Source organism: Microbacterium allomyrinae (assembly GCF_020682705.1).
Classification (GTDB): domain Bacteria; phylum Actinomycetota; class Actinomycetes; order Actinomycetales; family Microbacteriaceae; genus Microbacterium; species Microbacterium allomyrinae.
The window spans coordinates 224,068-236,018 of sequence record NZ_JAGTTN010000006.1 but is presented as its reverse complement, the minus strand read 5'-3'; the positions used below and the strand labels follow the sequence as shown (position 1 = coordinate 236,018).

The 11,951-nt window shown below is 70.2% G+C and carries 10 protein-coding genes; 3 read left to right on the top strand and 7 right to left on the bottom strand.

Annotated elements, in window-relative coordinates; genetic code table 11:
* Positions 1-565: 565 nt before the first annotated feature.
* The 5 genes from KEC57_RS16315 to KEC57_RS16295 form a co-directional block, all read right to left on the bottom strand.
* Complete coding sequence (locus tag KEC57_RS16315) at positions 566-2,029, bottom strand: HNH endonuclease signature motif containing protein (RefSeq protein WP_229385751.1); 1,464 nt, start codon at positions 2,027-2,029, stop codon at positions 566-568.
* 150 nt (positions 2,030-2,179) lie between these two features.
* On the bottom strand, positions 2,180-2,815 hold the full coding sequence (locus tag KEC57_RS16310; protein WP_229385750.1) for a hypothetical protein: 636 nt from the start codon (positions 2,813-2,815) through the stop codon (positions 2,180-2,182).
* 131 nt (positions 2,816-2,946) lie between these two features.
* Positions 2,947-4,530: a DUF6345 domain-containing protein gene (locus KEC57_RS16305; RefSeq protein ID WP_229385749.1), complete on the bottom strand. Its 1,584-nt coding sequence runs from the start codon at positions 4,528-4,530 to the stop codon at positions 2,947-2,949.
* A 205-nt stretch (positions 4,531-4,735) separates the two neighbouring features.
* Entirely contained in the window at positions 4,736-5,875 is a 1,140-nt protein-coding gene (locus KEC57_RS16300) for a Gfo/Idh/MocA family protein (protein ID WP_229385748.1), read from the bottom strand.
* Complete coding sequence (locus KEC57_RS16295; RefSeq protein ID WP_229385747.1) at positions 5,875-6,693, bottom strand: sugar phosphate isomerase/epimerase family protein; 819 nt, start codon at positions 6,691-6,693, stop codon at positions 5,875-5,877. The genes KEC57_RS16300 and KEC57_RS16295 overlap by 1 nt, the downstream gene beginning before the upstream one ends.
* A 113-nt stretch (positions 6,694-6,806) precedes the next feature.
* Here KEC57_RS16295 and KEC57_RS16290 point away from each other — a divergent pair, with 113 nt between their 5' ends.
* A complete protein-coding gene (locus KEC57_RS16290; RefSeq protein ID WP_229385746.1) occupies positions 6,807-7,415 on the top strand; it encodes a TetR/AcrR family transcriptional regulator in 609 nt (202 codons plus the stop codon).
* Positions 7,416-7,573: 158 nt separating this feature from the next.
* On the opposite strand, the gene KEC57_RS16285 is transcribed toward KEC57_RS16290, so the two are convergent.
* Positions 7,574-7,966: a PPOX class F420-dependent oxidoreductase gene (locus KEC57_RS16285; protein ID WP_229385745.1), complete on the bottom strand. Its 393-nt coding sequence runs from the start codon at positions 7,964-7,966 to the stop codon at positions 7,574-7,576.
* A gap of 99 nt (positions 7,967-8,065) precedes the next feature.
* Between KEC57_RS16285 and KEC57_RS16280 the strand changes: the two genes are divergently transcribed.
* On the top strand, positions 8,066-9,100 hold the full coding sequence (locus KEC57_RS16280; RefSeq protein WP_229385744.1) for an endonuclease/exonuclease/phosphatase family protein: 1,035 nt from the start codon (positions 8,066-8,068) through the stop codon (positions 9,098-9,100).
* 90 nt (positions 9,101-9,190) lie between these two features.
* Positions 9,191-10,240: an FUSC family protein gene (locus KEC57_RS16275; RefSeq protein WP_229385743.1), complete on the top strand. Its 1,050-nt coding sequence runs from the start codon at positions 9,191-9,193 to the stop codon at positions 10,238-10,240.
* Between the two features lie 16 nt (positions 10,241-10,256).
* Here KEC57_RS16275 and KEC57_RS16270 read toward each other — a convergent pair whose 3' ends face one another.
* Entirely contained in the window at positions 10,257-11,939 is a 1,683-nt protein-coding gene (locus KEC57_RS16270; RefSeq protein ID WP_229385742.1) for an aminotransferase class V-fold PLP-dependent enzyme, read from the bottom strand.
* Positions 11,940-11,951 lie beyond the last annotated feature (12 nt).

Sequence of the window (11,951 nt, the reverse complement as noted above, 5' to 3'; positions counted from 1 at the left end):
TGACCGCCCGCCCGCCCCGCCCGGGCGCTGACCGCCCGCCCGCCCCGTGCCCGCGGCGCCCGCCGGGGAGCCCGGCGCCCCCGGAAGCCCGGCGCGACATTCAGAGCCTTGCGTTGAGAGCCTGCGTTCAGAGCCTCGCGCCCGAAGCTCCGCGTTCGGCGTCTCGCGTCCGGAGGTCCGCGTTCGGCGTCTCGCGTCCGGAGGTCCGCGTTCGGCGTCCCGCGTTCAGAGCCTCACGCGCCGCCGATCCCGCGTCTCGCGTTCCGCGTCTTGCGTTCAGCGTTCAGCGTTCCGCGTCCCGCGTCCCGCGTTCAGCGTCTCGCGTCTCGCGTCTCGCGTCTCGCGTCTCGCGTTCAGCGTCCCGCGTACAGCGTCCCGCGTCTCGCGTTCCGCGTTCCGCGTTCCGCGTCCCGAGCCTGGCGCTCGAAGCCGCCCGTTCAGAGCCACGCGCTCGAAGCGTTGCGCTCAAAGCCTCGCGTTCAGCGTCTCGCGCGACGATCCCCGCACTCCGCACTCCGCGCGACGATCCCCGCTCAGAGCGGACGACGATCGCGCGGCGCCACGATCAGGTCGGTGGCGATGCGCCTGCGGGTATGAATCGGAGCATCGGTGCCGGGGTGTCGGTGTAAGCCCGACCGGCGGGGCTGGTCCAGACCAGAATCCCGGCGTCTCGCTGTTCGACCCGCCACGCGGTGCTGCCTTTGAGCGTGTGATGCCGTCGGCACAGATGCGCGAGATTGCATGTCGCGGTCGGGCCGCCGTACTGGTGGTCGATCGTGTGGTCTGCGTCGCAGCGCCACACCGGCTGTCGGCATCCGGGAAATCGGCAGTGTTCGTCTCTTGCCCGCAGGAAGACGCGCTGCGCCTCGAGAGGAAACCGGCGATCGACCGCCCGTACTTCGCCGGTGCACGGGTCCGTCAGGATTCGATGCCAGAGAGTGGCGCCGGCGACAAGGCGTCGCGCGGAGTCCGCGTCGATCGGTGTGCCGGCGAGAGTGGGGACCGCCGAGTCGTCGCCGAGCAGCGTCTGCACGGGGACGGTGATCTGCACGATCGCGCGGAACGCGTCGATCCCCTCGCCGCCATCCCGATCGACGCCGGCCGTGGTGGCGTGCCCGGTGAGCAGGAGATCGCACAAGACATCGGCCCGCAGCTGGTCGAGCGTCCGCTCATCAGCGGCGGCGGCGCCTGCGGCGGCCTCTGCGCCTGCGTCGGGATCGGCGTCGGCGGGCGCGGCCGCGGCGTCGCGAATGGAGCGCCCCATCTGCGTGATGCGGTCATGGATGCCGTGCGCGAGTGGGGTGGGGATCAGCGCCCAGAGCTCGGACATGCTGTCGTCGAGATCGCGCATCGCGATGCGACGCTCCTCCCGTGCGACCCGATGGCGTTCGGCCATCGGCACCGGGTCGAGCTGCTCTGCGATCGACTTCGCCATCGCGCGCAGGCGCCCTGTGGTCAGATGCGCACGGCGCTTCAGCACGAGGCGTTCGTATTCGGCGCGCACCTCATCGTCTGCGAGTCGCTGGCCCTCATCGACGATCACCTGAGCGTGCGGACGACTCATGCGACCACCGCGCATCTCGTCCAGTGTTGCTGCGAACCGATCGCGCAGCATCGCCGCATCGTTCATGTGCTGCTCGAGGGTGCGATCCGACATCCGCACCGCGACCGCGAGCTCAGCGGCGAGGCTGCGGATCGACAGGTCGTCATGGCGCGTCGAGGCACCGTCTCGAGCCAGATCTTGCGCTTCGGCGAGGATTTCGGCCTGGGCTGCCTGCAGCTTGGCCGCCAGGGCCACGGACTCGACCCACCGTTCGACGAGATTCTCGCGGTGGCGCTGATCGGTCAGCCACCGCTCCACGCTTGCGACGACACGCGTCGCGCCGCTCGCGTGGGCTGCTTCGGCAGCTTCGGCGAATCCGAACTGGTCGTCTGGGAAGAACTCGTTTGCCCACACCGATTCTGCGCGTGCTTCCCACTCCTCGTCGGAGACGGCCGGCTCATCGACCGGAAAGGGCGGGATGGTCATAGATCCAGAATGCCAGCACCCTCCGACATTAATGCGATCACAATGGTCCAGGAACGCATCCTGTATCGAAGAGATATCCGATGCCTCCGCTGCCCGTGCTCTTGCGCCGGGCTCTCGGTGCAAGACGCGAACAACGAAGCGAGTGCCGGCTCAGACGTTCCAGCGACCGTGTGGGCGGAGCCAGAAATAGCACATGCCCGTCTCGCCTTCGAGCGCCCCGTTGAAGCGGATGGAGTCCGCGTCGGGGAGGACTCTCTGCAACCACTCGCCGTTGCCCGGGAGAACTTCGTCGCCCACGGCTTCGATCTGCGCGAGGAGCGCGCGGCCGGTGACGTAGTCGCCGTCATTCACCTGAGCGTCACGCGCGGCCTGCGCGACCGAGCAGCGCCACACGGCGTAGGCGATGAGTTCGCCGCCTGCCCCATTGCTGATCCCGGCCCGGCCCAGGTTCGCGGTGGGCGCCTGCTCGGGGAATGTGTATCCGTCCGGCATCCGGTCCGCGAGCACGTCGGTCGTCTCGTCGTACTCGGTCTGGCGCAGGGCGGCCTGGGCGTCGCGCGCCGCCCTGCGCGCGGCGGACTCGGCCTCGTCGATGGCTTGCTCAGCCGCGGTATCGGCAGCGGCTGCATCGTCCGCAGCGGCTGCGGCGGAAGCGTCCGCAGCAGGTGCGGCGGAAGCGTCCGTCGGCGCGGACGTCGGCACGGCGGTGGGTGCGCACCCCGTGAGTACGGCGACGGTGAGGCCAAAAGCGCACACGAGAGCAGCGCTCTTGGCGGCGGGGTTCATGCTCGAATCCTGGCACGGCCCGCGGCCACAGCCCGACCTCGGAGCTCGCCACGACCTCCGTCGCTTCCATGGCCGCGAGAACCAGGAACCGTGCCTCCAGGCGTTCCGGCGATCCGGCCTCGCCCCCCGAGTCAGTCCCCGTACCACCACTGCTGCAGCACCGATGGGCGACCGAGCGGAGTCGTCTGGAAGATCGTGTCGCCCGCGTGCCCGAGCACGTTCACCGCGGACGGCCGGCCCCACGGCACCGTGCGCTCGGGGTCGTAGTGGGAGTTGTCCACGTACGTCTCCACCGGCCAGTACGAGTCGTCATTGATCACCGTCGTCAGCCAGTTCGACACCATCGGCGCTCCGAGCGCCGCGAAGAAGGCATAGCGGAACGAGACCTCGTCGTTGATCCACATCTTGGTGCGGTAGCCGACGGCGGCGTGCAGCCCCTGGAAGACGTCCCACCACGGGTCGTACGACGTGTCGCTGTCGAGCGAGGTCGGGATGACGGAGCACGAATGCAGGATCCAGTACGCCAGCGCGCCGGCGCGGGCCGCGCCGCCGTAGCCGTCGCCGGGGATGTCGCCGAAGCGGACGATGTCGGCGTTGTCCTTCAACGTGCTGAAGATGTGCCAGTTGCCGTGCGACTCGGTGAGTGCGACCTGGACGGCGTCGATGAACTCACGATTCTCATCGGTGTAGAGCCGCGGCTCGGCCCAGTAGTACTGCCGGTCGATCGGGGCGATCGTGCCGAAGAGGGTCTGCGCCGTGCGCAGGCCGCTGAGGAAGCTGTTGGCACTGGCGACCCAGCCCGCGTTGTCTTCGCGCACGACGTACCGCCCGAGCGTCGGCCGGGTGTTGAGTCGGGGGAATGCGGTCGCGAGGGGCTCCTTGGGGTGCACCCGCGGTCGCGTGAGAGTGGGCGGGAGCTCTTCGAAGAGCTCGAGCGCGGGCACGTATCCGACCAGGTGTCCGCCGATCTGATCCTCGTCGTCGACGCGATCACCGCGCCCGTACGAGGCGATGAACCGGAAGGCGGGCTGGATGAGGTCGGCGTCGGCGTCGTAGTAGACCAGGCGCGCCGACTCCACGTGGACGTCCTGCTCCTCGGCGATCGGGGCCAGCGCCTCGCTGATCGCCTCGATCACCCGCCCACGGTCGATGCCGGCGCCGGAGTGCTCCTCGACGACGTCGGCGTACCGCCAGTTGTGGGCGAGCGCCTCGACCCCGTCGTCCGAGACGGAGACGGTCGCGCGCGAGCCGCGACCAACCACCGGGATGTCGCGGACGGTGCGCTGGATGCGGGCGAACCCGAGGTAGTCGGCGGAGTCACCGACCCGGCGCCGCGATGCGCGCGAGCCGCGAAGGCTCGTGGGGGCGAGCACGGTCTGGTTCGTCGCGTCCCGCGGGATCAGCGCCTCATCACGTGCGAGCTCGGCCGCCGCCTCGAAGGCGCGGTCGGCCAGTCCGTCCGACGGGGCGAGGACATCGAGCTGCGGGAAGTTGCGGGACTCGCCGCCGGTCGCGTCGGCGAAGGCGACCAGCCGGTCGTCGACGTAGAACCCCGTCGCGGTCTCGCCGAGACGCCGGGGCTCGGCCTCGGGGGCCGTTGCCCTGGCGATCTCGCCGACTCGCTCGGCGCCGGCTTCGGTGCGATCACCGAGTCTCAGGACGTACAGGGTGTCTTCATGAGGGCGGATGCTCTCGGGATCGATGATCACGGACATGGATGTGCTCCTCTGCTCGGCTGCAGGGGAGGAGCCCGCGAATGCGCGCGTGATACTCCGCCGCATCGGGACATCGAAGCAGCTTGCAGCCGCGAGGCTCTCCGAGAACACCGGACGGCCCCCGGACTCGAGGAGTCCGGGGGCCGTCCGGCGCCATGTCTCAGAGCGCCATGTCTCAGAGCGCCATGTCTCAGAGCGCCATGTCTCAGAGCGTCGCGGCGAGCGGGTCGAAGTCGGCCGCGAGCGATCCGACCTCGTCGATCGTGCTCTCGACGGTCACGAAGCTGCGCGCGGCTGCCGCCTCCTCGATCGAGAGGAGGGTGTCGAGCACGTGGTAGCCGAAGCGGCCGGTCGCCACGTGCGGGCGGCCGTCGCGGATCGAACGGGCCATGTCGAGAAGTCCGAGGCCGCGGCCGGCGAGCACCCCCTCCTGCGGCACGTCGAGCACTTCCTGCACGATCGGGGCGGGCGGGATCACCATTTCGCCGAGCGGGCGGGTGATGGTGATGGCGCCGCCGAACGTGTTCGGGTCGGGGATGACGAGCGTGCCCTCGGTGCCGGTGATCTCGACGATGCCCTGGCGCAGCAGCGGCGAGTCGGTGCTGTACAGGCTCTGGGCCTGACCGCCCTGCTCGAAGTCCATGAGCACCGAGAGCGTCGAGGGGACCTCGACGGGGAACTCCTGACCGGTGAGCTCGCCCACCTGCACGCGGCGGGTCGGCGTGCCCTGCAGACCGAGTGCCGCCACCGACGCGACGGGGCCGAACACGTGCACCAGCGCCGACACGTAGTACGGGCCCATGTCCAGCAGCGGACCGCCGCCCTTCGCGTAGAGGAAGGCGGGGTTCGGGTGGAAGATCTCCGGGCCCTGCCACTGGAACGTCGTCTGCGCGAACAGCGGGCGGCCGATGTCGCCGCGGGCGATGGCGCGCTTGGCGGTCTGCACGCCGGGGCCGAGCACGGTGTCGGGAGCGACGCCGACGCGCAGGCCCGCGGCATCCGCCTTCTCGAGCAGGCGACGCGACTCCTCGCGGTCGATGCCGATCGGCTTCTCGGTCCAGACGTGCTTGCCGGCCGCGATGATCGCCTCCGACACCTCGACGTGCACCGCCGGGATCGTGAGGTTCACGACGATGTCGATGTCGGGATCGTTCAGCACGAGGTCGACGCCGCCTGAGCGGGGCACACCGTACTTGGCTGCCTGCACGGCGGCGCGATCCTCGAGCAGATCGCCGATCGCGAGCACGCGCACATCGGGGAAGGAGGTGAGGTTCGTCAGGTACTGGTCGCTGATGTTGCCCGCTCCGATGATGCCGACGCCGACGGGCGCGTTCGCCGAGCCCATCAGGCGACGACCTTCGCGGCGACCGTCTCGTCGAGGAAGAGCCGGCTCTGCTCGATCGCGCTGTAGAGGTCGCCGGGGAAGTGGTCGAACTCGACGATGGCGACCTCGAGAGCGGATGCCGCCGCCAGCGCTTCGGCGAGCGGCACGACGCCCTGGCCCGCGGGAACCTGGTCGGCCGGCGGGTAGGCGGCGACGGCCTCGGGGTCGAGCGTGCCGTCCTTGACGTGGACGGCGATCACGCGGTCGCCGAGCGTCTTCAGAAGCGTGGGCGAGTCGACGCCGGCGCGGGCGACCCAGTACAGGTCGACCTCGAGCACGACGCGCTCGTCGAGGAGGTCGGCGAGCACCTCGAGTCCCGTCTTGCCGTCGAAGGTGGCCTCGAGCTCGTGCGCGTGGTTGTGATATCCGACGCGGATGCCGTGCGCTTCGCCGATCTCGGCGGCGGCGTTGAGCAGGCGGGCGGTCTCGGCGATCTGCTCGAGCGACTCCCAGCGGGCAGGCTCCGTGTAGGGATCGATGACCGTGGTCATGCCGAGGGTCTTCGCGGCGGCGAACACCACCTCGGGGGCGGGGACCGGGACGGTCGTGCCGCTGCCGTCGGGATTGACGAACGAGGTGGACGCGAGGAACGCATGGCCGGTCGGCGCGGCGAGGCCGTGCGCGGCGAGGGCGGCGGCGAGCGGCTCGGCGCGGCGCACGAAGTCGTACGGCTCGACCGCGGTGAAGCCGCGTGCGGCGACCTCGGCGAGGGTGCCTTCGAGGTCGGCCTCCAGTGCGGAGTTGACCGTGAACAGCTGAATGGATGTCTGGACCGGCATGGGTCGCGCTCCTTCGTTGTCGTCGATGACGGATCGGGCGGTCAGGCCCGCCGTGAATCACGATAGCATCAAAACCTCCACGCGGAGGTTTTAGTGCGGTTAGGATGACGACCATGCCGGACGAACCTGCCCCGACCCCGCGCGGGTCGTACGCCAAAGGGGTCGCCCGACGCCAGGAGATCCTCGATCGAGCGATCGAGGTGTACGCCAGGCGGGGCTCCGACAAGACGAGCCTGCGTGCGATCGCCGAAGAGGTCGGCGTCACGCATGCCGCCCTGAAGCACTACTTCGGCTCGCTCGAGGAACTGCTGGTCGCCGTCTACCGCGAGTCCGAGCGGCGCAGCGACGCGCGGGGCCCGGTCGATCCGGAGGTGACGCCGGTCGAGCTCATGCGCCGCTGGACCGAATCCAACCGCGAGGTCCCGGGGCTCGTGCAGCTGTACTCGACGCTCGTCGCCGCCGCCCTCGAAGAGGGGCACGAGGCTGCCCACGACTTCGCCACGGAGCGCTTCGCGCGCGTGCGGAGCGACCTGGTCGAGCGTGTGCGGCACAACCAGGCGGCAGGCCTGATCCGCGCGGATGTCGCTCCGGACGCGGTCGCCGCGCTCGTGGTCGCGGCCTCCGACGGCCTGCAGACGCAGTGGCTGCTCGATCCGGCGGCCCCTCAGGACGCCGCCCTGGCGCTTCTCGAACTGCTGCTCGCGAGCCCCGAGACACGCTGACACGCGGATCCGGTGCCTGCGGCCGCGCCCGACGTGGGTCGGCGCCAGCTTCCTGCGGCGGCTACACAGATCGGATGCGCCACGACAGGAATCTGCAGCCGTAGCGATCGCCGACGGTCCCGAGCCGCGCTGACGCGGCGGACCGCGGCATCCGCTCGTCAGGCGAAGAGGTCGGCCGACCCCATCACCGTGACCGGGTCGAGCCGGATGACGACGCGTCGCGGGTTCACCCGCGGCTGCCGGTATCGCTGCGCGTAGAGCGCGACGGCGTGCGCGACGGCGTCGGGATCGCGCTCGATCGTGGCGCGTCCGGCGATGCTCAGCCAGCGCGGACCCGCGACCTGTGCCACGGTCGCCCGCGGCTCGCGCTCGATGTTGCGGACCTTCTGCGTGGCGTCCGACGTGATCACGCGCACGACGCCGTCATCGACGGTGAACCCCACCGCGACGACGTGGATCCCGCCGTCGCGGCCCAGGGTCGAGAGCGTCGCGAGGTGGTAGTCGGAGACGAATCCCGCGCCATCGTCGGTGAGAGAGGTGAGGCTGCGCACCCCACCATCATCCCCTGCAGCTCATGGCCCGCCGTCCGCAGGTCCGCGCGCGGGTATCAGCATGGATGCCCGCACGCTCCTGTCAGGAGGAGGTGCGCCATGGATCTCGATCGCTTCAGCGTCGCGACGTTCAATCTGTACAACCTGCAACTGCCCGGCCGGCGGATGAACCCCGGCCAGGTCGTCTGGACCGACGACGAGTACCGGCGCAAGGTCCGCTGGATCGGAGCGAAGCTGCGCGCGCTCAAGCCGGACGTCGTGGGGCTGCAGGAGCTGTGGCATCGCGACGCGATGGCCGAGGTCCTCGCCGATGCGAATCTCGACGACGACTACGAGCTGATCGCCGAGCCGGCGTCCGGCGGCCGGATCATCTGCGCCGCGCTCGTGCGGACGGGGCTGCGGGCGGGCGATCCGGTGTGGATCGATCAGTTCCCGCCGGGCCTGCGACTGGAATCGACCACCCCGATGGATCCCCAGGCCCCCGGCATCCGGGTGAGCATTCCGAGATTCTCGCGTCCCGTGCTGCGCGTTCCCCTGGCGCTGCGCGACGACCACGTCACCGAGGTGTACGTCGCCCACTTCAAGTCCAAGCTGCCGATCCGCATCGACACCGAGACCTGGTTCGATCAGGATCCCGACCGGTACAAGCCGCACGTCACCGCGATCGGCGCGGCGCTCGCGACGATCCAGCGCACCGCCGAGGCGGCTGCATTGCGGGTGCTGCTGACCGAGACGATGAAGGGCACCGTGACGCCGGTGATCGTCCTGGGCGACATCAACGACGGGCAGCACAGCAACACCGTGAACATCCTGACCGAGCAGCCCCGTTACCTCGTGGGAGTGGCGCAGGGCGGCGCCGACGTCGGGCTCTACACGGCCCAGACGCTGCAGGAATACCGCGACACCCGCGACGTGTATTACACGCACGTCCATCAGGACCTGCGCGAGTCGCTCGACCATGTGCTGGTCAGCGAGCAGTTCTACGACCACAGCCGGCGACGGCTCTGGCTCTTCGACGGACTGTCGATCGACAACGACCACCTCAACGCCGAGGACCACCGCGAGAGCGGAACCGGCGACCACGGCGTGGTGAGGGTGTCGTTCCGGTGGCGCCCGTCGCCGCAGGACGGCTGACCGCACCGGACCGCACCGCACCTGTCTCCTGCTGCGGCCCCGCCCTGCCTCGCGCACGCGAGAGGATGGACTGCGGGAAGGAGCACGCGGATGCCAGCGAGCAGTGACGGCCGCACGTGGCGGACAGAACTCGGTCACGCCCTGGCGAGTCTCGTCCGTCTCGGTCCCGCGCGAGGCCCGAGGTGGGCGATCGGGCTGCGAGCCGCGCTCGCGATCTCGCTGCCGATCGCCCTGATGTCGCTTCTCGGACGCCCCGACCTGGGGTTCCAGGCGGCGACCGGCGCGTTCGTCGCGCTCTACGGTACCCATCTGCCCGTGGTCGAACGAGTGCGCGTGCTGCCGTTCGTCGCCGGCGCGCTCTTTGCCGCAGCCGTCCTCGGCACTGTCGCCGGCCCGTCTCCGGTCGCCACCCTCGTGGGTCTCGCGATCGTCACGATCGCGGCCGCAGCGGCGATGTTCGGATTCTCGGTCGGTCCGCCGGGCCCGATCTTCGTCGTGCTCGTCTTCGGGCTGTCGGCACGGATCGTGGCTTCGGGAGCGGATTCCGGGACCTTCGTCGTCGCGGTGGGCTGCGGCATCCTGTTCGCTTCTCTCCTCTGTCTCACCCCGCTGCTGCTCCCGAGCCGGCGTCGCCCGCCCGCCCGGGCCCTGCGCGAAGTGCTTCCCGGGCCGGCGTGGCCGCCGGCGGCGCGGATGCTCCTGGCCCGCGTTGCGCTCGTGACGGTCGCCGGGATCGCGCTGGGCCTGCTCCTGGACCCCGATCGCGCCTACTGGATCGTCGGCGCGGCCGTCGCGGTGATCGGCGTCGCGGCGGATCGGCGTGCGGCGTTCACGCGCGGACTGCATCGCCTGATCGGCACCGTCATCGGCGCCGGGGTCTACCTCCTGCTGGCTCCGCTGCCGCTCGACGTGCTGTGGCTGGCACTGCTGCTCGGCGTGCTGCAGTTCACGATCGAGCTGTTCGTCGTGCGCAACTACGCACTCGCGCTCGTCTTCATCACGCCCCTCGTGCTGCTGCTCACGGGTGCGGCGACCGGAGATGTCGACAGCGTCGCCGTCGCGGCCGAACGCGTCGTGGACACTCTTGTGGGCGCCGCGCTCGGCGCGGCGAGCGGCCTGCTGCACGCGCGCGACGACTGAGCAGCCGATCCGGCCGCTACCGTTCGAGCGACTCCGCGGGCAGGTCGAACCAGCGCAGGTGCTCGAAGTCGGCGCTGAGCCGGTCGTCGGCGACATGCGCCGGCTGCCCGTCGGCGTACGGGTCGGGCAGCGATTCGAGCAGGTCCCGTGCCTCATCGAGGTATCCGGCCAGCGCCGACTCGGGGGCCCTGTCGTCGTGCCGCGGGAACGTGAGCCGGCCCTCGCCGTCGTAGCCGAGCTGCGCGAGCCGCAGCGGCGGCTCGACGAGTCCGGAGGCGTGGCGCCAGAGGCCCGTGTCGGGGGAGAACCGGTAGCGAGGCACGAGCTTGTACCCGTGGTCGGCGACGAGCGACACCGCGTCGACGATGTAGTCGAACACGGCGTCGCTGAGGAAATAGTTGAAGCTCACCCGCACCCAGCCGGGCTTGATCCCCTCGCACCCGCCTTCGATCTCGCGCTCGAACTCGTGGGAGCGGTCGAGGTCGATGCCCAGCAGGCGATGGCCGTACGGGCCGGCGCACGAGCATCCGCCCCGCGCCTGGATTCCGAAGAGGTCGTTGAGGATCGCCACCACGACGTTGTGGTGCAGGTAGCGGCCGCCCGGGCGCGTGATCACGAACGACACGATCGACAGGCGGTCGGCGCCCGGGTTCCCGAGGATCTGGATCGACGGGTGCCGCTGCCACGCCTCCCGCGCCCGCGCGAGGAACCCGTGCTCCAGTTCGCGGATCGTGTCGACGCCCACCTCGTCCTTGAGGGCGAACACGAGGCCGGCGCGGATCGACTCGATGATCGCCGGGGTTCCCGCTTCTTCGCGGTGCGCGGCATCCGTGATGTAGCGATGCTCGAGCGGGTTCACGTACGCGACCGTGCCGCCGCCGACCGACTCGGGCACCGAGTTGGTCAGAAGGCGCCGATCGACCACGAGCACGCCGGGCGTGCCCGGCCCGCCGATGAACTTGTGCGGCGAGAGGAAGACGGCGTCCTCGTCGGAGGCGTCGACGTCGATGTACGGGGCGGCGGCCGCGTAGTCCCAGAATGCGAGCGCGCCGTGCTCGTGGAGCACGCGGGTGATCGTGGCGGTGTCGGTGAGGATGCCGGTGACGTTGCTGGCGGCGCTGAAGGAGCCGATCTTCAGCGGGCGCTCGGCGAGACGCTCGAGTTCGGCGGTGAGACGCGCGACGTCGACGTGTCCGTCGGCATCTTCGGGGATCGTCACGACGTCGGCGATGGACTCGCGCCAGGGCAGCTCGTTGCTGTGGTGCTCGTACGGCCCGATGAACACGACAGGGCGCTTCGCCGGCGGAATCCGCGTCGACAGTGCGTACTCGCGATCGAGATCGGCGGGGATGCGGAGTCCGAGGATGCCGATCAGCTTGTGGATCGCGCCGGTCGATCCGTTGCCGGCGAAGATCACGACGGTGTCGTCGGTGCCGTGCACCGCACGGTGGATGATCGCGCGCGCGTCCTCGCGCAGACGCGTGGTCTGAAGGCCCGTGCCGCTGGCTTCGGAGTGGGTGTTCGCATACCGGGGGAGCACCTCGTCGCGGACGAAGTCCTCGATGAACGACAGTGCCCGGCCGCTCGCGGTGTAGTCGGCGTACGTCACGCGACGGGGTCCGAACGGCCCGTGCATCACCTGATCGTCGCCGATGACGCCCTCGCGGATGCGCGCGAGGATAGGCGGCTCTGCCCTCATGAGGTGAAGGCT